Source organism: Desulfosporosinus lacus DSM 15449 (assembly GCF_900129935.1).
GTDB classification, from domain to species: Bacteria; Bacillota; Desulfitobacteriia; order Desulfitobacteriales; family Desulfitobacteriaceae; genus Desulfosporosinus; species Desulfosporosinus lacus.
This window is the reverse complement of sequence record NZ_FQXJ01000004.1, coordinates 282328-303790: the sequence shown is the minus strand read 5'-3', so window position 1 is coordinate 303790 and position 21463 is coordinate 282328. Positions and strand designations below refer to the sequence as shown.

Genomic DNA, 21463 nt, shown 5'->3' with positions numbered 1-21463 from the left:
TTTTGATACTTGGAATACTCACCCTATGTAAGTCCAACATACAAAACGAACGGCGAGGGCCGGCGGTTTCATCCCGTTTTATGTTTCTTCGTAGAAAGGAATGGCAATAAAGATGAGAGCAGTCACGTACCAAGGAACAAGAAATATGCAGGTTAAAAATGTAGCAGATCCTGTTTTGGTAAAGAACGATGATATTATTGTAAAAATCACATCCTCTGCGATTTGTGGTTCCGATCTCCATATTTATCAAGGTTCATTGCCGGCTCAAAAAGACTATGTGGTCGGCCATGAGCCAATGGGAATTGTCGAAGAGGTAGGCCCTGAGGTCACGCGTGTTAAAAAAGGTGACAGAGTCGTATTGCCTTTCAATGTTGCCTGCGGTCATTGCCACTACTGTCAACATGACATGGAAAGCCAATGTGACAATGCCAATACGTATCCTAATCCACATAATATAGATACGGGCGGTTACTTTGGTTTTACAGACCGTTACGGCGACTATCCCGGCGGCCAGGCCGAATTACTGCGTGTGCCGTATGGGAATAACATTCCTTTTCTCATCCCGGAATCATGCGAACTCCCCGACGAGTCGGTACTTTTTCTATCCGACGTACTACCAACAGCTTATTGGAGTGTTATACATGGCGGAGTAAAAAAGGATGATACGGTCGTTGTTCTCGGTTGCGGTCCAATCGGCTTAATGGCACAAAAATTCGCCTGGATGAATGGGGCTAAACGGGTTATTGCCGTTGACAGCCTACCCTACAGACTACAAAAAGCAAAACAAATCAACAATGTAGAAACGATTAACTTTGAAGAAATTGCCGATGCCGGACACCATATCCATGAACTAACAAGCGGCGGAGCAGATGTAGTCATTGATTGTGTAGGTATGGATGGCAAAAAAACACCACTTGAAACTGTTGAACAAGGTATAAAGTTGATAGGCGGCACATTAAGTCCACTCAAAATCGCTTCTGATGCCGTCCGCAAATGCGGCACTATCCAGATTACAGGCGTTTATGGCGCCAAGTACAATCAGTTTCCCCTTGGAGGTATTTGGGAGCGAAATATCAATCTGAGAATGGGGCAAGCGCCTGTCATCCACCTCATGCCAATGCTATTTGAGAAGATCGTATCGGGCGAACTCGATCCAACCCAGATTATCAGCCACCAAATCCCCTTGGATCAGGCGAGTGAAGCCTACCGGATATTTAATGACCATGATGATGAATGTACCAAGGTCATTTTGAAACCATAATAAAGCAAACGTGCATCCTGTGTGAATCCTGTCTTTTCGTCTATCGGCATGATGTATTGTCCAGCTTTACGCGAGGGTATTTTTGTGCAACAGTTGGAACAATCACAGATCAGATAATTAGAGACTATATTGAGAATCAGCAAACAGACGGATATGAAGATAACTTCAAAATTGACACGTGAGTTTCAGTCAAATACTTTTAGTTGGCATTTAGCCAATGGTAGCTTTTAGCAGGCTTTAGCCTTTAACCGGACTTTTAGTCCGATTTAAACCCTCCGGCTTTAGCCGGTAGTTGTTTACTTTATTCCCCTATTCTCATAAAAGGAATCGAAGGATATGGACTCAATTCATATCTATTATTATTCTTTAAAGAGCCAAACTTTGAGCTTTTAACTTTTGAATATTCAGAGGGAAAGAAAGATCAAGTTTTTATGGACGTGTGCGCAGAACCGAGCCCGGAGGAATAGAGGATATTACCCGAGTTTCAGATTAATGAAGGTAATTGGTCTGTGACGTTTTATGATATCACTTTCGAAAATGAAACTCTAAAAGTAAGCGAAAGAGATAAGGAACCTGGTGGATGGCCTACATGGTGGGTTTTTTAACAAACAAGTTTAGAACCCGCATTATTGGCAGCAACAGCATTATCTCTGGCAGCAGTCCAAGTTTGACTTGATGTCTTACCTGTACCGCAATCTATAAAGCCTCCGTATGACCAAGTTGAATAGCCGCTATTAGGCAGTGAGACCTCTAGCTTTGATTTTTATTCTTATACCAAAGGTATGAAGAGTAAATGGGAATGTTATTCTTTTTCAGTGAGCTTATTCAATCGTGGTAACATCTATGCTTAAGTAACAGGCGGTTTTGGGAATGTATTTACACCCTTTGAACCGCCTCATTGCTGTCCATAATCCTGGTTATATAATTGCTGACCAATCTCTTGTTAAGATTACTGTTGGCGTTTCCGTCGAACAATTCATGGGAGGAGTCAACAAACAATAGATCATCCGTGATGGCCTGTTTCATAAGCTCCCGGACATCTAAAGGTACATACATGCCAAGAGCCTGAACTGTCCCATTTTTGCACCGGCTGAGGGCGTTTTGCATATGGACTAACTCGTAGGGCATGGCTGATCCGCATAACAGGCGCAGGTCAGCCTCTGCGAAGCAGGCCTGCGGCGGTTCGTCCAGTACCCCGCAATCGATGATGATAAAATTGTAGGCCTTGTCAAAATCGCTGGTGAAATAGTAATCCACGCCGCCGATGGTGTAGTGATCGTCTTCCGGCTGATCCGCATAGAGCTTTATAATGTAGGACAAGTGCTTGTTCAGATTGCTCTCCAAGTAACAGGCTGTACCTCCATGGGCCTGTATCCAGTGCGCAAGGTTGGCCGCCGTAGTGGTAACGCCGACACGCCGCTGACAGCCCGCAACAGCAATCCGAATATCTTGACAGGTGAAAAGATATCTTTCTGATACCGGCGTGCTTTGGGCGGCAATAGTGGGGGGCTGTGGTTTCTGCGCGGGCACTTTGTACCGCTGCATTCCCTCCGGGGAAAGGCATTCTAATATTTCAGCCTGAATCTCTTTGATATCTGTCGCTGTCACAATGTCCGTCACGCCGGCCATAATGAGTTGACGCAGGAAAGCATCATATTCGGAGCAGCCTTCGCAGATGACGATAATACGGGCGCTGAACATAGTTTGAAAAGAACTGACCGCCGCAGTAAAACCAGCTTCATCTTCACTCACGGCGGTCCGGTCGACAACAAAATATTGCATATGGGCGTAGTTGCGCATATCCCGTACCACAAATTGCAGCAGAGAAAACTTGCCCGTCATCTTTTTGGGGATTATCCCGATTTTGTCCTCTATAAAGTCCAAAAGGTTTACCCTATCCTTTCCAGTTAAGTAAAGTAGCATGATGATTCCACCTTTCCGCACGTTGCAGGGTGACCTGTATGGGCGGCGGCGTGGCGTCCCTCGGCAGCTCCGGTCCTTTGGCCCTTCCCATGATGAGCAGGACCAAGCCCGCAATCACAATAAGCACATAGAAAAACAACTCGATGATTTTGTAGTTATCGTTCTTCATCATCGTCCACCCGCCTTGCCCATATATTCAAATTTATAGGATGGTATTTCAAAGTGCAGGTGCAGACGTTTGGAGCCGATAATAAACAGGGCATGACCGCGTTTTTTGGAGAGTAACAGTTCTTCCTCGGCGTCGGTTAAATTGTACAGCTCCCGCGTTTCCTGAAGATTTTTCCCATCCGTTCCCATGAGTATTTTGATACATGGAATATCCAGCAAGGCTTGACCGTACATTTTAACCTCTGGTGAAAGAAAGTCTACGATTGAATGGGATACGATAGCCAGGGCGGATTCATATTTTCTTGCCCGTTTCTCCACATTGCGCAGAAAAACGAGGGATTGGGGCACATTAGGGTCGATCATTAGGTAGGCTTCATCACAAATTAGGAGAACACGTTCGTTTCTGTTGCGGCTCATTTGCTCCCAGCACCAGGACAGCAAGTTGAAATATTGGGTACGTTTGATGTTATCCCCTGTGTTTTGTAAGGCATGGGTATCCAGGCAGACGCAGCGGGTATGTGTTTCGATGGTACTATGACCGTTCCACAGGAAACTGTCGCCGCCTTGGGCGATATCAAAGAGAAGAAGAGCCAGGTCACTGTACATGGTATTGTCTGGATTTTGGGCGGCTTTTGCCTCGATTAGCGCAAGCAAGTCTGAGAAAATAGGAAAGTCGGTGTTTCGCAAAGAGCTGATATCAGTTTCCCAAAAGATATGGAACTTGTTGTACAATTCAATGATGCTCTTTTTCAGAATGGCTCGTTGCATATCGGTAAGGCTGGGTATATACAAATTGAAGAATATCTCCAGGTTTTTCAGGTGGAGGGCCATATCACTCATGCCATTGCCCTCGTCTTTGTATAAGGGATGCTCCTCGTCTTCTTCATCGCGCGGGACGGGTCTTATTTGAAGGGGGTTCAAACGCCCGGCCACACTGCCGGCGGCATTGATCCAATCTCCATTTAAGGACAGGCAGAGGTTTTTATACTCTGATTCAGGGTCGATAAAAATCAGTTTTGTTCCTTTCATGTATTCAGCCAGGGCAACGTGTTTCACGGCTGTCGATTTCCCAACGCCAGCAACACCCATAAAGACCATATTGGAATTGGTCCGGTCGTCACCGCGCCGCCATGTGTCGATGATGACAAGACCGCCTGAGGAGTCACGGCCGATATAGTAACCCGTTCCGTCATTGAAGCCGCTGGCAGCGAAGGGAAAGCCGCCCATAACAGTAGAAAGGGGCACAATACGTTCAATAATGCCGGCCACTCGCTCACTCAAAGGATACGTGGGGGAAATATGCTGTAAGCCGTCCTTTTGCAGATTGGCAAGGGTACGGATTTTGCATTTCATAACGGACATGGTGCTCTCAACACGCCGACAAACTCTGTTAAAAGCTTTTTCATCCGGGGCAAGGGGCATGATGGCAATGCTCATAAGCCCAACGATTTCGCCATGTTGATCTATTTGAAGCATGATTCGTTCACCATCTTCGGCCGCTTTCTCAGCTCTTTGGCGGGAAAGGGGGTCTCTGGCGCTTTCGGCAGTTCCCCGGTTCTGCGTAATTGATTTGGAGATTGCCCCAATCAGAGCGCCGTTGTCCACAGGCCGAAAGGATATGGAAACGATAGTGCCGGGGATGTTGGTTATCTTAGCTAACCAGCCGATATCCACCTTTTGCGGGTACTTAATAACTCCGTAAACCCGGCCTGTGTTTTCACCTATGACGAGTGAGTTTTTCCGAATTTCAAGCCCCATAGGGGTAATGACATTGAGCAGAGCCTGATTGACAGGCATAAAAGCAGTGTTTTGTCTGGCCACTAAAAAACCTCCTTCAACAAAAAAAGTGCCGTGAAGGTTACCCTTCCGGCACAATGGATAATAAAAAAGCGTTGTGGCTTTACAGACAAACCACAACGCTTTTTAAGGCTATGTATTTATTTTTCCAGTTTATTTTTAAGTGCGGCGTCGTTTCTAAGGGCCTCTTTGGTTGCTCTTCGCAACCTGATGAAGCAATATAAGGATATACCGACTGGAATAGATTTTGAGTAGGTTACGCACAAGATAGAACGGAGGGAGGCGGTAAAATCGCCTCCGTGTCTTCTTATTGAGATATAATCCAGAAAGGGCCGCTTGCTCCGGCGCCTTTTTGGGCCTCATTCAGTATGATATTAAAATCCCATGCCTGCTCGCTTCTTTGTTTGCTTGCCGGGTCAGCTACAAGAATTTTTCCGGAGTCTGTTATACTCCGTAATACGATAAAATGGCCGGAGCTGGTGAAATGGCCTTTGCCCATGATAACCCCCACCAGCTTGTTGTCGGCAAGGGCCTGCGCAATTTTTGCGGCATCCTGGGAGGTGGCTCCCTCCGCTTTAAGGCCAAAGGTCCGCGCGCCATCGGGAATGAGGGAATGATAGGAACCATTTCCTTCGCAGCGATAACCATGTGCCACAGACCATTCCGACATCTCAATGGGACCATGATCTGTGCTCGTCAGGGTAGACACAATGATCGCTAGAGCGGTAGGGCCGCAGCCGGATTCTCCTATGGTGCCGGTTGTTCCGTAGGGGATATCCGCCCAGCGGCTGTCGAGCTGGTTATAATACACAACCTGAGTTGAGCCGGAGGACAGAGTCATTTCTGCAAAGGTTTGTCCGTAGCTCTCTTTGTAATCGGCATCCTCCTTACCTATGAGCTGGGTATAAGCAGTGTCTGCGCGCATGTTCTGCACATAGGCAAGCTCATCCCCGCTGAAAGCTGTGCCAAGTATGGTAAAGGGCAGGGTAAGAATCTGCAAAATCATGGCCATGAGTAAGAGAAGGCCGATAACAGGGGCGATTATGATCAACAGCACTTTCTTTCCAGTCTCGCCGTCCCTAACGACATTGCTAACGACAGCAGTCAGAGCTTTTGCCGTCGCCGGGTCGATTGGCATAGGATCACGCTCCTTTATTCTCAATGATGGGAATGGCAGGTTCGGTGTCACTGTCCTCCAGGTGGGTGTAGGCGGGGTTGTTCACAAGGTTGCAGAGCCGCACGATTTCCTGTTGGGGCAGCAATTCACACTCTACACCGCAGTCAATGAAATTCTGGGCGAACTGTTTGGCACGGTTCAAAAGTTCCCGCTGCCCATCGTCGTCCAGCCGGTCCCATAAGATGATGTAAAACTGACGTTCCACGATTTCACCGCTGATGGCGTATGCATTCATTTCGGCAATTTCTTGTTTTAGCAATTCCTTCTGCTTTAGATCGGCAGTTTCCAGGAGTGAAGTCAGCTCCATAAGCAGGGGTGATATATCAATCGGCCGCGATACGGCCAAAAATTGAAAATCGTGTTGGACAGATGATACTTCGGCAGTCAGTGTCCTCATAAGAGTCAACTTCTCATGTTTACTGTAAAGGTCAATACTGATAGGGCTGACTTTCAAAAAACACAGAGCTATTCCGTCAAGGGTGTAGAGCAGGTTCCCTCGGATATCCCGGACATTTACGAATTCATTGGCCGTTTTCTCAGCAAGGTTTTCCGTCAAGTTTGCTTTGCTCTTTGGCAATTTGAGGAAAATAAAAACTGCCGCCCCGCCAATGGCGCAGAGCGACAGCATAATAATAGGCAATACCATAGAGATACCTACCTTTCCAAATCTATTGGGTTTTGTTCCTTTTCTAACTTTTGCGGAATTTCCGCAGAAGTTGCTTTTTCCCAGTTGTCATGCGGATCTTGGCCGCTGTTTTCTCATTTTCTTTCTGCTCCCGGAGGGTTCGTGCTTCGTCATAAAACTTTGATTATCACATCTTTGTGAATAGGGCCGCGCGGTTTGCGCGGCCCTATAATTCGGTTATTTTTTAGGGGCAATGTGCCAGTCGTCAAAGACACTTTGCTTGATGTTCACATAGTCGTTGACGTACACGTTTAGCATGCCGGCCGGCGTCCAAGCATCCATGACCTGGGTATAAGTGGTATAGGCGGCATCAGGAAACCAGGGCGGTGTGAAGTGGACGCGCCGGTTGTAAGTAGAATATTTGTTTGGCTTTAATTCCAGGGTTGCATTGTAGCCGCTCACAATCCGGTCAAGAAGCCGCCAATAGGTGTTGTAGGAAAACTCGGGGAAATAGGCAACAGCATTTTGCGCCCAGGTCGTATGGCTATCGGGGGCATTGGTCGCTACACGGGCGTTAATGTCAATATTGATCCCGTACCCGGATTTCATGGTTTTTCCATTGGCTGTTACTGCCTTATCATCGGGCTTTGTCGGACCGGTGGCTGAAAGGGATGCAGAATAACTGTCGCTGGTATATTTCCAGTCTCCCATGTCTACCCACTCGTACCAGGCGCTGCCGTTTGAATCGGTGTGCCATACTTTTACCCATTTCGATTCCCAGTAACACCGCCATACGGTCCAGCTTGCCGAAAACTGCTGGGGCTTGGAGGGGACGGAGGGCAGGGTATAATTATCGTTTCTATCCCGGGCTGTGGGGTTTGGGGGTGGGTTTTGATTGAGATCAATGATTTTGGCCGTAATAGTGGTATTGCTTAAGCTTCCGCTGTCGGAGCGGACCTGGATTGTCACTGTCTGCGGCGTTGAGGGAGTACGCCATTTGCACCATACCACTTGGCTCCCACCGGCCGGGATGACAATATTGCTCATGGTATAGGTGCTGCCCATGATTGAAAAGGTCACTTGGGCAGGATTATCGGGTGTCAAACGGCTGCCTGTAGATAGAGTGACAGGCGTGATAACTTCCGTATCGGTTCTGTATTCCTGGTCGGCTGCTCCTACCTTTGGGTCGGGTGGCCGATCTTTGTACCGAACAATGCCCAAGCCAAGGGAGGAGATGATTTGGTCGTTGTTGACTCCAGTACCGGTGGAGCCGTTCCAGGCGGGATATCCCAGGTCGGACATTTCCAGAATCATAGCGAAAGGCAGGTTTTTGTGGGTAAGGCTCCCCATTTCGGAGCGCAGGTCACCGCCCAACTGCATGTCGTACATGGCGGCCTCCGTAGCCGTCATACTCACATTCGTCCCGTTAAAAGTAAAGTAGGCAATAGGCTCCAACAATAACTTGTACTCACCGCTCATTAAACCAACATAGTTTATACCGGTGTTGTTGGCCACCAGCTCAGCGGCATATTCAGAACAAAAATATTGTTTGATCTCGTCTATGCTTGCGCTTAAGCTGCTTGAACTGATGATCCGAGGTATAGCAATTGACGGCTGGACGCAGACATAGCCGCCAATTTGAGGCATCAATGCGGCACAATTTCGATAGCCAATTTTACTTACCTTTCCAAAATGCATTATATTATTTGCTGGAGTAATGTTTGTGTAATCAATTGGTGTGGAAACAGGTGCATTGTCGCTGTCACGAATAACTGTAACTCTTACCCCGTCATCCCCAGGCATCCAGATGTTGCTGCCTGTTCCGTCACCCAAACCGCCCCCGCCACCGTCGATGTTACCCTCACCGGGGTCGGCAAAGGCAGTAATGGGCAACATGAAAAGCATCATGACAAGGCAGATAAATGTCAGCAAATTCTTTTTCATAGATGCCTCCTTAAATGAGAAAGAGTACAGCCTCTAACTGTACTCTTTTTTGTAAATAGCTTTATTATTTTATGATTTACATATCACCAACCTGCTTGTTGATGTCGCCATCAGATTTACCTTGTAGTACTTTATTTCCGCCTCCGGGAGTTACCCAGCCAAAGCCGGGAACCCAGACCTGCCCTTTTTCGTTGGTAGCGCCGCTCTGCGGTTCGTTGGGTTTTGCCGGAGCTGGCTTTGGCTTACTGGCGGGAGGCGCCGTTGACTTCGGGGGTTCGCTTTCGTCGCCCTTTTCGTGTTTATTGGGGTCGGCAGGGGGCTTTTGCACAGGGTCGGTCAGGGGAACCGTTATGTTCGTAGCCCCTTTTTCGGGGTCGATCACATCTGCGGCCTTGGAATCAAAGGATGAAGAAGTGGCAGAGGGGTCAATTTCTTTGCCCGGTTCCGGGGAAGTAACATCATTTACATGGGCATTCGGCGCTTGGCTGCTGTCTGAAACGGCCGGGGTGCCAGATTCTGTCGGCGGTTGATGGTTGAATGTGAAGAGTGCCGCCGCACCTACAACGACACAGGCCAGGGCAATCAGGGCTATTTTCTTATTTATTTTCATAGCGTCAACCTCCATTTCAACAGGATTGGATATCTATGGATATTTTCAAGCTAATAATATCCCGGAAATTTCTTCTTGTCTATAAATGCTGCACTTTTTTTGGGACTTTAAAATTTTGGCGTATAACTTGCCTTGACATGTAAAGTGATACACATAGGGGGCAGACTTTCCCAGCCAAAGGATAAGGGTACTTCCAATTCAAGCGTGGCTTCGGCCAGAAATTTTCCGGCGCTGTCAGCGTTTGAGGGGGCGAAAGGGGCGTTTATAATAGCCACATTTAATCCCCAAAGGGAATATTCCAGTGTTTCCCGGGCATATTTCACATGTTTGCCGTTTTGCCGCGTCAGCCCCAGGGTACTATCAAGCTGACTGTAAATATCCCCGGTGTCCAGGCTTTCATCCCAAGAGCTGCCTTCTAAACTGTATCCGCCGCTGTAGCCCTCCCGCAGTCCGTTGTATACCTCGTCATAGTTGGTGGTGGCGACTGAAATAATGGAGCTTTGCACAGCGTCTCGGACTCCACGGGCTATAATGGTAAGCCGGATATACTCATAAACAGAGCTGGATATCAGCAAGATGGAAATGACGATAACAACGGCAATCAGGCTGCCGTCTCCGCCTTTGTTTTTAAGCAGGTTTTTCATTTCCAATACACCTCGCTCTTGCCGGATGCTTTAGCGGTCAATTCTATGGGGAATGAACCAAAGCCGCCAAACAGACCGATATTCATTGTCATGGCGCAGGTGACGGTTACGCCGGTGTCGAGCTGAAGGCGGCCGGTTTGGGACCAGGATATGGTCGGGGTTATGCCTAACTGGTTCTGTAATTCATGAGCCCGGCTGTTGGTTTCGCTGCCGACCTGTCCGGCAATCTCCGCTTCACGGACCAGCTCACTGGCAAAGGTATCAAGCTGGTTCTTGACAATAAAGACCGGTGCGATTCGTACCACAAGGGCAATACATAGCATAGCCGCCAGCACGATGACCGCCACGTCAATGTAACCTTCGCCGCGCTTTTGGCGCAATAGTTTAAGCAAAATCACACCTCCATTTCGGCCCTGTTCAGGTTTTTTTGATTCATTGATGCCGCCTTTCTTAAAACAACCCGTTAAAGGCGTTTATGATCTCAAAGAACAAAATTCCAAGATACATCAGCAAAAAGCAGGCCAGCATATAAAATGAATATTTGCGGATTTTGCCAGGCTGCTTTATGGCCAGGAGCTTTAGGCGTTGGATCTCAAACTGTTTGAAGTCATGCGCCAGCAGCTCAAAGAAGGCCACGCCATTGTCACCTCTGATGACACTGATTAAACCGCGCACGACATCGGAAAGCATGGCGCTCCCCAGGCGGGATTCAAAGCGCACAAGAGCGGTTTCCAGGTTGCCGCTTTGCATGTCGGCGATGGTAATATCCAGCTCGCTGCGCATATGGCCCCCTGCTGTCTGCCGGTATTTTTCCAGAATGGAGAGCACATCTCGCGACGCTTTGAGCTGCTGAGCTATCGTAGAGACAAAGCGGGGCAGTTCGAGTTCTATCTGGTCGCGTTTCTTTTTTAGAGCTTCGTCCGCTGAGATCATTTCCTTAAAATAAAGGGTGATGGCCAGAAACACGAAAATGGGACAAAGGATCGGGAAAATAAACAGCGCCGGGATGATGCCCAGCGCCGCAAGTCCGGCTTTGACGAGAGCCTTGGCCGTGAACGTTTCGGGCGTCATCAGGATGCCCGCAGATTTGAGGGTTGCTTCGGTTTTCCGTCGCTTGTATTTGTCTAAATGTACGAATTTGGATAAGTGGGAGGAAAGCTCCAGCACCACGGCGTCAAAGTTCTTGGTCTTTTGTCTGTCCGTGCGTCCGGCCTGGATAACTGCCCGCGTGGCAGCAAAGGTGGGTAATTTTAGAAAGTCCGCCAGGATAAAATAAGCTCCGGCAGCAAAAAGCGCGCCGAAGCAAAAAAGTATACCGTACATGGTTCGCCTCCTGTCTGCTTTTAACGCTTATATTCAACGGGCTTCATCAGCCGGACCACCGCTGCCGTTGAAATAAAGATGACCAGGACGCATACGGCTAAGATTAATTTACCCGGCGTGGTGTCTACCAAGGTGTGAAACCAGCTTTTATTGAGGACATAGATAAGGGGGATATTGCCTACAAGCAGCACCGCCATGGTGATAAACTCTTTTACTGGCGCATAGAGAAGGTAGTCTAAATCCGCCGCCACGATACGCATATCCGACAGTTTATTGACAATCGGAATGAGGGTCGTTTTGAGGGTTTTGTCTTCCTGGCAGGCAATGAGGGCATCCAGCCATTCGTCAAACACCTTGCTGAAGAGCTTTCCTTTCAGTCTCTCCAGGGCGCTGCGGAGGTTGGAGTTGATAAGCTTTGATTGAGCCAGAAAGCTCTCCAATACTTGCACCACGGGCGGGTTTAGGTAGGGCAGGTTTTCATCGACCGCTGTGATGATGCTTTCCGATCTTAAATAGGAAGTGGTAATGACGGACAAGGCGGTTTCCAGTTCGCCGTTCAGATGTTTCTTAAAGGAAGTTGCCGTAAAGAGGATGTACCAAAAAGGCAGCAGGGAAAAACCAACGGCCATAACCGGTACCATGAAAAGGTTGTTCATGGTGATGGCAAGGAGCGCGCCCAACATCATCAGGGCCAGGGATAGCAGGCAAATGACGCCGAATTTGGCACTCCTGCCCGTGATCTCCAGCACGTCGCGGGCCTCTTTGATGAGCAGGCGGATACCCCGCAGTTTTTTCTTTTGGACTGTAGCGCGTATCTCTTTTCGCATCGTGGGTTTACGGGCTTGGATCGGCTGGGCCAAGGTTTCGGCAAAGTACTGCGGGGACACGTCCAAGACTAAAAAAGCACCGGTTACCATTGTCAAAAACGCAATCAGGATCAGTAACGTCATGCCGCTGTACCTCCCTTTAAAATGCTGTGCAAGAGATTGGCCGGCATCCCGTTTTCCAGCATTCGTTTTTGCAGGCCCGGCGATATGTCGTTGACCTTTTCAAAATGCCCGCGGATACTAACTTTTCCGTCTATGAAGTCATTGGAGGTAACCTGATAACGGAATAGGGGACGGATACTGCGGCTGCCGTCTTCGGCAATACAGCATTCGGTAATCTCCATGATCTTGCGGGCATTGTCTTCAAGTCGTTTGCTGAACAGCACAATGGGAAACGCCTCGGTAACGAGGTTATAAAGCGTCCTTTCGTCCATGGCGTATTTTTGCCGGCAGAGGGTGACAAGGCGGTAATAAGTGGCGGTACAGCTATTGGCATGGGTCGTTGTGATCACCGCGTGACCGGTCCGGGCCGCTTCTTGGGCAGCCATGGCCTCGGCTGATTTACTTTCACCGACACAGATGACATCCGGGTTGGCCGTCAGGGTAAACTCCAATAATTTTTCTTGGTCGATGTTTTGCTTGGGGTCGTCGCTCTCCCTAGTGGTCAGGTGGACCACATTGTTGAGCACGTTGCCGTTTTCATCGGTTTTAACCAGGTCAAACTCGCGGCAGCCGTTTTCGATAGTTACGATCCTCTTATCATCGGGGATAGTAGATAAAACCCAGGCCATCAAGGTAGTCTTGCCGGAGCCGGTTGCGCCGGTGACACACATGCTCACACCATAACGCAGTGCCAGACTCAAAAAGTCCAGCATTTCCGGCGTAGCTGTCTCGTTGCGGATGAAATCCTCGCGGCCCAGCTTTTGCGGGTTAATCATACGGATCGATGCGGCAACACCTTTATCATGGTCGGTGACAGGGTTGCCAAACACCGTGATCCGGATTTTGTTCGATAGATGTCCGCGTATAACCGGCTGGGAAGAATCCAGGATCATTCCGCTTTTGTGCAGAATGCGGCGGACTACATCAACGGCATGGGACGGGGAGTTAAACTTTTCCCGTACCGGCAGGATACGTCCGTCCGCATAATAGACCTTGATGTCGTTCCAAGCGTTAATGTTGATCTCTTCCACGTTATTGGCAAAGAGGTATTCGGTCAGAAATGAAAATTCGGCCATTTCCGAATAAAGCCGGTCCACCAGAGCATCGAAGCCCAGTCCTTCCACACCCAGGCTGTAATCGGTTAAGTATTTGGTGATATAGGCGGTGATTTGCTGCCTTTGCTCATGGAGATTGCCGGAGATAAGGGCAGCGTATTTGCCGGAAATGTACTCCTGAACCTCATGGAGCACGTCGGCAAACTCTTTTTTATGGCCCCCTGACGAAAAAAACAGAGAAGCATTGTCCATTATGAGCGGCCTCCTTTACCGCCTCGCAGTTTATCGAAGATCCCGCCGCCTTTTTTTTCCGGGTTCGGTTTGAACGTCATCAGGGGCCGGATGCTCCGCAGCGGGGGTTCTTGGGTCGGTTTTTCTTTTTCGAGTTTTTTCTTGGCTAAAAAACTCCAGGCCTTTTTAGGCGGGGCTATGACTTCCGCACCTAGCAGCAGATTGTTGACGATATCCCGGATGGCAGCGTTATAAGCAATAGCAGGTTTGGAGCAAAGCTCATCCATCAGACGGGCGGAATAAAACTGTTCTTCCAGTTCAGGTACGAAGGGCAGGGAATAAGCAGCACCGCCGAAGGCATTTTGATATTCACCGTTGTCTTGCCCCGGTTTTACCATGGCTAGGGTTTTGATGTGGCGGGCCGAGGCAAAACGGTTAGCCGATAGCAGGGGCAGAGCAGAGGCAAAATAAGAGAGGCTTTTTAAGTCGCAAACGCAGAGCCGCAGTACGGCGTCGGCTGTTTCCAAGGCCACCGCCGAGAGAACATCGGAGGAAAAGGCGCTATCACAGTCGATGATGATATAGTCGGCCGTATGGCGCAAAAGGGTAAGCAAGTCAATAGCCCGCTCCTTGGCGTATTGGGCATAAGTAAAGGCATTGTCGCCTTTTTGATAGCCCAGCAGGCTTACATAGTCATTTTTGCCCAGGGGGATACACCGTCTAAGGATTTCTTCCTGTGAAATAGAAGGCAGGCTGAGGAGCTCGCCTAAAGACTTTCCCTTGGTGGGGGCGCTAGGCAATAAGGTTTGCGGTGCGGGAGCCGTGAAGTCACACATCAGGATGATGACATTTTTTTTATGAGAGGCCAGCTCCAGCGCCAGCTTCAATGCCGTTGTGGTCTTGCTGGAACAGGGACCGCCCCAAACCGTCAGCATTTGAATATTGTCGCTCATTGCCCATTCCCTCCTTGGGCTTTATTGAGGAGGGCCGGAGTTTCCGGAACTGTCAGGTCTTGATTCAGCGTTGCGCTGTTTTTGGGCAAGCCGGCAAGATATTTGTCCTGGGCATCGAGAAATTTCTGCGCCTGCTCTTTGCCGCCCCGATACACAAGCGCAACATGGAGCTTGCTTTTGGCTTCCAGATCGGCCAGCAGCCCCTCCTGGGCAGGGCGGACCAACACGGTAATGGTGGAGGGCAGCTCTTGGCCATCGCCTTCCGCTTTAGGGTTGGTGGTGTATTCCTTGTCCTGTCCTTTTCCAGTTGTTACCGCCAAGACATAGACATATTGCAACTCGGGCGGCAGGGCGGTTTCCTGCCGATCGCCGTAAGCGGTAGCAATCAAGCTTACAATGTCACCGGCTTCCAGCTTGCCGGACAATCCCGCCGCAAAGCTCTTGATCGTCACGGACATGGCTTGTTTAGTGCCATCCAAAGCGGACAGGTATTCAAACTCAGCCAGGGGAGCGGCGGAGAGTTTTGTGGAAAGCACATAGTCTCCTTTTTGCAGATCAGCCAGCGCATACTTGCCTGAAATTTCCTCTTTTTTCTTCAGGACGTTGGCAGGAAGATTATACGATCCCACTGTGATGCTTTCCAGTTTGTCGGGGGTGATAAGCTCGCCCTTTTTAATGTCGCTTTTAACCCGGGTGATTTCCGTTTGTGCGGTTATGGCCCTATTGAACAGCGGTGTCAAACCGAAACAGATGAGCAGGGAAAGAACAATACACAAGACACCCATGAGCGTCCGGTTTTTTAATAATTTTTTCATAGTCAACCTCCCCAGAATGTGATGAGAAAAGCAAGAATCCCGCCGGCTCCCAGAAACGGGATCAGCGGGATTTTTAATTTCCGTTCTATCTTTTTTCCAGCGGCTGCTGCGCGGATCATGGTAAACAGCAAGGCCAAGGCCAGGCCGAGGATTGTCTGCAATATTCCGCCCCAGGCCCCCAGCACAAAGCCGCAGGTGGCCATGAGCTTGATATCGCCGCCGCCCATGCCGCCACACCAAAGGGCTGCCCAGAGAAAGGGCAGCCCGGCAACTAAAAGTCCTGTGATGGAAAACAAGGGTGAAAAACCGATGAAACCCGTTAGCAAGAGCATTAAAGGAACCGCATCCGGTATTTCGCGGGTCTTAATGTCCCTATAAGCCGCATAGCTCAAGACCAGAAACAGCAGAATGCCCTTCAGAATCAGCCAAGTCATAGATCCAGTTCCTCATCCGATTCCTCGTCAAATTCCAGACCATTATCTGGGGCGATCTCCGTAAAACATTCGGATTGCAGTGGGTCCAGGCCGTATTGCTGTTCTAACAGGTCCAGGTTTTCTTCGATAACGGCTAGTTCATCCTCAGCGGCGGCTTCGCTTTCACCATGCCCGACGCTCCAACTGCTGACAGCGACGGTTATTTCAGTCAGCGGCGGCAGACCCTCAACAAACTCCTGGTACTGTTCGCTGTCGTCTATGCTGTAGGTATCCGGGATACCCCCGGTCAGGAATGAGGTTGTCTGGCCATCGGCTGTCAGCTCCACTTCGGAGTAAGTCAGGGTTCGATCATCTAAACGCAGCCCTTCTAAACGGATTTTCCGGTCATCTTCTTTATTCAGGCCTACAGCATGCAGCCAGTTTTCTACACTGTGCGCGGCGACATCTGCCATATTCTCGATGTTGCCGCCCCGCAGTTCTTCCTCCTCCAGCCAAAAGGGGATGACCTCTGCCACAATATAATCCTGCTTATAAACTTCCGCATACAGATCGGCAGGTATTTGACGCTCTTTCAAGCAGCGGTAAATGCGGGTCATGGCTTCTTTAAAACTGGAGAGAAGGGCGTGGGTGTCGTCAGCGGGCGGGGAGTAGAATTGGAGCTTCTGCATTTCTTTGTCCATCTTTGCGGCAAGCATATCCCAGGTGACAGGCTGCTTGCCGTTTTCTTGGTTGTTCATAGACCGGCGCACCTCTCTTTCTTCATGGTTCCAACTCCATATCCCACTCCGGCTCATGGTCGGGGACGTCTTGTTCAGCGGAATAAGCGGGTCCGCCATAAAACTTTAGATACTCTTCGAGGTGCTGTTTGGTCACGGCATCTTCCGGCTGGAGATCAATATTCCCTGTTACAAGGTCATTGTGCCGGGTTTGGGCGACTTCAAGGGCGATGTCGGTCAGGGCGTACAGGTGGTTCTCGTTGTCTTTAGGAAGGAAATCGCCGAAAATAGTGTGTAAAGGGTGCTCAATGGTCAGCAGAGCATCTATCTCCTGCGGCTCCAAGCCTCCGTTGGTGAGCACCGTCAGCAGGTCAGCCATACAGGTGATTTTCCAGGCGTCCTCAATGATTTCGTCCGGTGTTTTTTGCCGTTCTTCTTCAAGAAAGGCTTGATGTTCGCCAGCCAGACGTTCACGCAAAAGGGCGGTCCGGTATTCATGCCGGACTTCGGTGAGCCAGTTTGCAGCACAGTCATAGGACAGGGCAAGTCTATCGAGCGGCATAGTTTTGACAGCCTCGTCCAGCCAGAAAAGGAAGGCCTCTCTTAAAATGTTTTCGTGGTTGAAAATGAAGGGGTGCAATTCATGGGGAATGGGTAGGTTGTACAGAGCATTGCGGATAAGCGTCAGCGCCTCCAGCTTGTCTTCAAACTCGATGCCGCGGTTGGCAACGGGAGTGCTTCCGGTAAATTCCGCAAGCTCGGCGTCGATTTTATCCACAATCATTTCTTTGGTGATAGGAATATTTTCTGAACTGTTCTCAATCACGGCTTGATTACCTCCGTAAAATGTATTTGTTTGCCAACCGGCCACCGTCACTGTTCGTCACGCTCATTTCGCGTCTCTTTTTCCAGCAGCTTCCGCGCGATGACGTAGATCACGTTGACGGTCACGCCGTTGCCGGCCTGCTTGTAAAGCTGGGTGTCGCTGTTGACGGCTTGTGCCAGTTCAAAGAGATAATCCGGCACGCCTTGAAGCCGCCAGCACTCACGGGGCGTTAGGCGGCGAATTCTGCACCCGTCGAACACGCCTTGGCAGCAGGAGGTAACTAGGGTGTGGGCGACGCCTTTTGCCACACGTCCACGCCGTGTTTTCGATCCCGGCACGGCCAGATCAATACTGTCACCGATACCGGCCTCCGCGTAACCCTTTTTGGTAGCCTCGGGGACCAGCACTACGCCAGGACGGTCTTGGGCGGTCAGGGTGAACATTGGCTCGTCCGGCTCTTTAGTACGCCGTCCGTTTTGCCGCATCGCTGCCCGGTCGGGAGTTAAAATTGACCTTGGAGAAAGTAAAACGCCGGAGTTATCAGCCTGACGGTTGGTAATTCCGGCGTTATAGCAGAGTTTGAGGCAGCGTGCCACAGTGCTAATTTGGGGATATTGGTTGGATAAGTCGATAAAGACGGCGTTTGGGGGCTGATTCCGGTTAATCCTCGGGTAGTTGCTGGCCGTGAGGGTATGGGCTACCTCCAGTGTTTTCCCGATATCATTTTTGCGGTTATAGCTTACGGCGTAAAGCCCTGTTTTTCCGCCTATTCCTCCGGCTTGTGCTGTCAGGGTCACTCCGATTCCGGCGGGGTCATAGATCCGTTCTCCTTGCCGCCCTTTGCTAAGTTCGATAAGATTTTTGCTGTCTGCTCCGAGGATAGGAAATATTTTTCCGGTACCTCGGCCTCTAAGATGTCCAACAATGAACACTCGTTCCCGGTTTTGGGGAACTCCGAAATTTTTAGAGTTGAGAACCTGGTATTCAACGTCGTACCCGCTTTCGGCCAGCGTACAGAGAACGGTCGTAAAATCTTTTCCTCTGCCAATTGAAAGCAGATTTTTAACATTTTCAAGGACAACCCAGCGGGGTTTATCATGACTTGATTTGCCCTGGATAATTCTAATAATCTCAAAAAAGAGAGAAGATCGGGAGCCTGAAAGTCCGCGTCCTCGTCCGGCAATGCTGATATCCTGGCAAGGAAATCCTGCGGTGATAAGATCGCACGGGGGTAATTCTTCGGGTCGTACAGTGCTAATATCATCGGCAAACCACGCTCCTTCCTTCTTGCCGTGAATGGCATAATAGCTTCTTTGTGCATACCTGTCGATTTCACAGTGACCGATGCATTCAAACCCGGCAGCCTCAAAACCCAGGGTAAAACCGCCGATACCTGCAAATAGGTCAATCATTGTCCTTGGCATAGGGGGCCTCCTTTACAGTTCCAGATCATCAAAGAGAGCCTGCTGCCGGTTGTCAAAAGCGGCTTGTTCAGCTTCCTTTTCCATCAGCTTGCGATATACTTCATCCAAAATACAGGAATGAAGGTCGTGGCAGATGTATTGCTTGGTCGGATCATTACCTTCATATACCTGTTCAGAAAATGAGAAATGTTTGGCCCGTTTTCTGACAGCTTGTGACAAACGTTCATCCCAATCTTTGTACTGGATGGTTCGGGAGAGAACACACATTGTCCGCTCTAAGCCGTAAATCCGAATCAGATCGTCAATCATCAGATCAAGTTCCCTGCTGTTATACGCTTCCAAAGCGCGGCGATTGATCTTCCCTTGGCACTCCATATTGACGCGGTGGGATTCACGCCACAGGTCGGTTTCATCATGTTCGCGGGCATATCGAAACGAAGGGTAATACACTGGCATGGTTGCATACATATTCACACCCCCCATTCTTCACCGTAGCGATACGGATAATATTTCTGGCCTCTCACGAACCGGAACATGTTGACGCATTGATCCACTACCGATAGGTTGGTGGAATCCTTGGCCGTCATCATTACAGAACCCGCGATACCAGAGAGTATCGTCACTACCGTACAGGACACGCTGCCGTTCACAAGCCAAATCAGAAAAGCCACCAGTCCAAAAAACAGTGAACCGATGGCTGCCTGAACCATTTGCTTTTTACCGAAGCCGGGGAAAAACTCCGCTTCGGTTTTTACGCCCAGCGGAATATACAGAGTAGCATGATTTTCGTCCATGAATACCTCCTGTGTCTCATTGATAATAATAAAGAATTAAGTCTTTAATCTCCCAGACACTCTCAGCTAGAATATAAAAAAGAACCGTGTTTTTGGCCCTTTTTTTGTACTGTGTTGCTTCTTCCTCTGCAGCCGACAGTCGGATCATGCAATAGATAAACCGGGCGACACAGCCAACCCGGATCAGCATGATAATCGTCTTGGATATCTCATCAATCAGGTTCATCCCGCGCCCCCTTATTTGACAAGATGGCGCGCCATCTGCACCAGGCGTACCGAGTGATAGGCATTGTTGACAGCGCCGCCACCGCCGCCTGTGGTCAGCAAAAAATCCCCCAGGAACTTCGGAGTCCGAATCGCTAAAATCAGACAGGCAATACCCCAAAGAATGTGCATATTGAGCATAAGCCCCACCCCCAGCTTGGAAAGGGAGATCTGGACCACAACCGAGAGAGTGGCTTGAAAAAACTTTTGCGAATAGGACTTGAACACGCCTCTGTCATTGTCCAGGAGTCCTACGCAGGCCAGGGGGACACCGATACGGAGGATCATGATTTCCAAGCCCCGCATAAGGAATTGAAAATAGAGAATAAAATAGCAGATGATGAACACCAGTCCGAAAATAGCGGTTACAAGTCCCTGGGAACTGATGCCCGCTACCCATGCCGCCCAATTATAAGAGGTCGATGCCCCAATGGCGGTCAGAAGCCGGTTCGTCATTTCTTGCACGATTTGCCCCAACCAGCCGTAGATAATGGGGAAACAGATGGCAACTGCCATGGCTTTGAAAAAGTTGGTCAGCAGGGAAAGGGGTTCTTCATCCGCATCGCCGTCCGTCCATAACACATAGGTTTCAAAGCCCTTTTTGAGAAACTTCAAGACGATAAGTGAAACGCCAAAGCCAAAGAGGATGTTAAACAGGTCCTCGGTAAGGTTAGTTCCTGCCAGTGTTGACATATATTTTTCGGCGTACAAAGTAAGCGGCACGATATCGGTAAGCAGGGAATCGAGGTAGGCGATGGCGCCGTTCAGCAAAGCGACAATAAGAAGTACTAAAATATATTCCATTTAATTCCCCCTTGCGGTGGGGCAGAGGCCCCATCAAAGGATTGACAGGTTTTAGCCCGTATAGTTGAACATGTTTTTGATACGGTCGGTGAGAGTGGGCAGGATCGTGTCCTTGAAGAGCAGATACAATCCGGCAAGCACCAAAGCGCCCACGACGACACTGATTAAAATCTTGACGGCTGTATCGACGAAGCCCTCGCCGCGTCGGTTAAGCACAGTTTTTTGGGCCTTCTCCAAAAACTGAACAGCCTTAATTTGTAAGATCAGCACAGATATGCCTCCTTAAAGTTTTGTTCTGTAAAAGAAGAAAAGCAGGTTCCCTTGGCAGCCTGCCGGTTATTTGTAGTAGCCTAAAATCAGATTGAGAGTAGCGGAGCCGAGAACGGCGCCGATACAGCTTACAATGGCTACTACAATGCGGTTATTCCACTTTTTTTGGTCCATTTCGTCGGCCGCGGAACGCCGAATGAAAAAATAAATAATCAGCAAACCGGAGGCGACAGGGGCCAGTACCATGAGCCAGGTTGTCACGTCTGAAATGAGCTTTTCGGTTCCTTGGGCAATTTTGCTGCTGCTCACATCATCAGCATAGGCGCCTGGCGGCAGCAGCAGGGCTGTATAAGCGGCGATGCCAAAGGCCAGCAGCCTGCTTCGCGCTCGTCTAAAAAAGCGTTTGATTTTGGCCA

26 protein-coding genes are annotated in these 21463 nt (G+C 49.4%); 2 read left to right on the top strand and 24 right to left on the bottom strand.

What is annotated here, in order from left to right; genetic code table 11:
* Positions 1-112: 112 nt before the first annotated feature.
* Positions 113-1261, top strand: a complete 1149-nt coding sequence (locus BUB11_RS05855) for a zinc-dependent alcohol dehydrogenase (RefSeq protein WP_073028536.1) — start codon at positions 113-115, stop codon at positions 1259-1261.
* An 876-nt stretch (positions 1262-2137) separates the two neighbouring features.
* Here BUB11_RS05855 and BUB11_RS05850 read toward each other — a convergent pair.
* A complete protein-coding gene (locus BUB11_RS05850; RefSeq protein ID WP_143187557.1) occupies positions 2138-2881 on the bottom strand; it encodes a hypothetical protein in 744 nt (247 codons plus the stop codon).
* 15 nt (positions 2882-2896) lie between these two features.
* On the opposite strand from BUB11_RS05850, the gene BUB11_RS26870 reads away from it, so the two are divergent.
* Complete coding sequence (locus BUB11_RS26870; protein WP_143187556.1) at positions 2897-3172, top strand: hypothetical protein; 276 nt, start codon at positions 2897-2899, stop codon at positions 3170-3172.
* On the opposite strand, the gene BUB11_RS05845 is transcribed toward BUB11_RS26870, so the two are convergent.
* The 23 genes from BUB11_RS05845 to BUB11_RS05735 form a co-directional block, all read right to left on the bottom strand.
* A complete protein-coding gene (locus BUB11_RS05845; protein ID WP_073028534.1) occupies positions 3156-3356 on the bottom strand; it encodes a hypothetical protein in 201 nt (66 codons plus the stop codon). The two genes, BUB11_RS26870 and BUB11_RS05845, sit on opposite strands and share 17 nt — an antisense overlap.
* Positions 3353-5149, bottom strand: a complete 1797-nt coding sequence (locus BUB11_RS05840) for a VirB4 family type IV secretion system protein (RefSeq protein WP_073028874.1) — start codon at positions 5147-5149, stop codon at positions 3353-3355. The genes BUB11_RS05845 and BUB11_RS05840 overlap by 4 nt, the downstream gene beginning before the upstream one ends.
* A gap of 307 nt (positions 5150-5456) precedes the next feature.
* A complete protein-coding gene (locus BUB11_RS05835) occupies positions 5457-6206 on the bottom strand; it encodes a C39 family peptidase (RefSeq protein ID WP_345788573.1) in 750 nt (249 codons plus the stop codon).
* An 85-nt stretch (positions 6207-6291) separates the two neighbouring features.
* Complete coding sequence (locus BUB11_RS05830; protein ID WP_242947469.1) at positions 6292-6954, bottom strand: hypothetical protein; 663 nt, start codon at positions 6952-6954, stop codon at positions 6292-6294.
* Between the two features lie 234 nt (positions 6955-7188).
* The gene (locus BUB11_RS05825) at positions 7189-8895 is read right to left on the bottom strand and encodes a DUF8193 domain-containing protein (protein ID WP_073028530.1); all 1707 of its coding nucleotides are present in this window, start codon (positions 8893-8895) and stop codon (positions 7189-7191) included.
* Between the two features lie 76 nt (positions 8896-8971).
* A complete protein-coding gene (locus BUB11_RS05820) occupies positions 8972-9505 on the bottom strand; it encodes a DUF6550 family protein (RefSeq protein WP_073028529.1) in 534 nt (177 codons plus the stop codon).
* Between the two features lie 107 nt (positions 9506-9612).
* The gene (locus BUB11_RS05815; protein WP_073028527.1) at positions 9613-10149 is read right to left on the bottom strand and encodes a hypothetical protein; all 537 of its coding nucleotides are present in this window, start codon (positions 10147-10149) and stop codon (positions 9613-9615) included.
* Positions 10146-10541: a DUF4320 family protein gene (locus BUB11_RS05810; RefSeq protein ID WP_073028525.1), complete on the bottom strand. Its 396-nt coding sequence runs from the start codon at positions 10539-10541 to the stop codon at positions 10146-10148. Before BUB11_RS05810 ends, BUB11_RS05815 begins: the two co-directional genes overlap by 4 nt.
* Before the next feature lie 58 nt (positions 10542-10599).
* Positions 10600-11472 (bottom strand): type II secretion system F family protein, encoded by an 873-nt coding sequence (locus BUB11_RS05805; protein ID WP_073028524.1) that lies wholly within the window; start codon positions 11470-11472, stop codon positions 10600-10602.
* A 20-nt stretch (positions 11473-11492) separates the two neighbouring features.
* Complete coding sequence (locus tag BUB11_RS05800; RefSeq protein WP_073028522.1) at positions 11493-12422, bottom strand: type II secretion system F family protein; 930 nt, start codon at positions 12420-12422, stop codon at positions 11493-11495.
* Positions 12419-13768 carry a CpaF/VirB11 family protein gene (locus BUB11_RS05795; RefSeq protein WP_073028520.1) on the bottom strand — a complete coding sequence of 450 codons (1350 nt, stop codon included), beginning with the start codon at positions 13766-13768 and terminating at the stop codon, positions 12419-12421. Before BUB11_RS05795 ends, BUB11_RS05800 begins: the two co-directional genes overlap by 4 nt.
* The gene (locus tag BUB11_RS05790; protein WP_073028518.1) at positions 13768-14700 is read right to left on the bottom strand and encodes a MinD/ParA family ATP-binding protein; all 933 of its coding nucleotides are present in this window, start codon (positions 14698-14700) and stop codon (positions 13768-13770) included. Before BUB11_RS05790 ends, BUB11_RS05795 begins: the two co-directional genes overlap by 1 nt.
* Complete coding sequence (gene cpaB / locus BUB11_RS05785) at positions 14697-15515, bottom strand: Flp pilus assembly protein CpaB (RefSeq protein ID WP_073028516.1); 819 nt, start codon at positions 15513-15515, stop codon at positions 14697-14699. Before cpaB ends, BUB11_RS05790 begins: the two co-directional genes overlap by 4 nt.
* 2 nt (positions 15516-15517) lie before the next feature.
* The gene (locus BUB11_RS05780; RefSeq protein WP_073028515.1) at positions 15518-15949 is read right to left on the bottom strand and encodes a prepilin peptidase; all 432 of its coding nucleotides are present in this window, start codon (positions 15947-15949) and stop codon (positions 15518-15520) included.
* Positions 15946-16686, bottom strand: a complete 741-nt coding sequence (locus BUB11_RS05775) for a hypothetical protein (RefSeq protein WP_073028513.1) — start codon at positions 16684-16686, stop codon at positions 15946-15948. Before BUB11_RS05775 ends, BUB11_RS05780 begins: the two co-directional genes overlap by 4 nt.
* A 22-nt stretch (positions 16687-16708) precedes the next feature.
* Positions 16709-17491, bottom strand: coding sequence for a DUF3848 domain-containing protein (locus tag BUB11_RS05770; RefSeq protein ID WP_207650028.1), 783 nt, complete (start codon positions 17489-17491; stop codon positions 16709-16711).
* A 47-nt stretch (positions 17492-17538) separates the two neighbouring features.
* Positions 17539-18915: a DNA cytosine methyltransferase gene (locus tag BUB11_RS05765; protein ID WP_073028509.1), complete on the bottom strand. Its 1377-nt coding sequence runs from the start codon at positions 18913-18915 to the stop codon at positions 17539-17541.
* Positions 18916-18927: 12 nt separating this feature from the next.
* On the bottom strand, positions 18928-19383 hold the full coding sequence (locus tag BUB11_RS05760) for a DUF3849 domain-containing protein (protein ID WP_073028508.1): 456 nt from the start codon (positions 19381-19383) through the stop codon (positions 18928-18930).
* A gap of 2 nt (positions 19384-19385) precedes the next feature.
* Positions 19386-19709, bottom strand: coding sequence for a hypothetical protein (locus BUB11_RS05755; protein ID WP_073028507.1), 324 nt, complete (start codon positions 19707-19709; stop codon positions 19386-19388).
* 16 nt (positions 19710-19725) lie between these two features.
* Positions 19726-19935 (bottom strand): mercury transporter, encoded by a 210-nt coding sequence (locus tag BUB11_RS05750; RefSeq protein ID WP_073028506.1) that lies wholly within the window; start codon positions 19933-19935, stop codon positions 19726-19728.
* 11 nt (positions 19936-19946) lie between these two features.
* Positions 19947-20777 carry a conjugal transfer protein TrbL family protein gene (locus tag BUB11_RS05745; protein ID WP_073028505.1) on the bottom strand — a complete coding sequence of 277 codons (831 nt, stop codon included), beginning with the start codon at positions 20775-20777 and terminating at the stop codon, positions 19947-19949.
* Between the two features lie 51 nt (positions 20778-20828).
* Positions 20829-21041, bottom strand: a complete 213-nt coding sequence (locus BUB11_RS05740; RefSeq protein ID WP_427846301.1) for a DUF6133 family protein — start codon at positions 21039-21041, stop codon at positions 20829-20831.
* Positions 21042-21113: 72 nt separating this feature from the next.
* On the bottom strand, positions 21114-21455 hold the full coding sequence (locus BUB11_RS05735; RefSeq protein WP_427846300.1) for an Mbov_0395 family pilin-like conjugal transfer protein: 342 nt from the start codon (positions 21453-21455) through the stop codon (positions 21114-21116).
* Between the last annotated feature and the right edge of the window lie 8 nt (positions 21456-21463).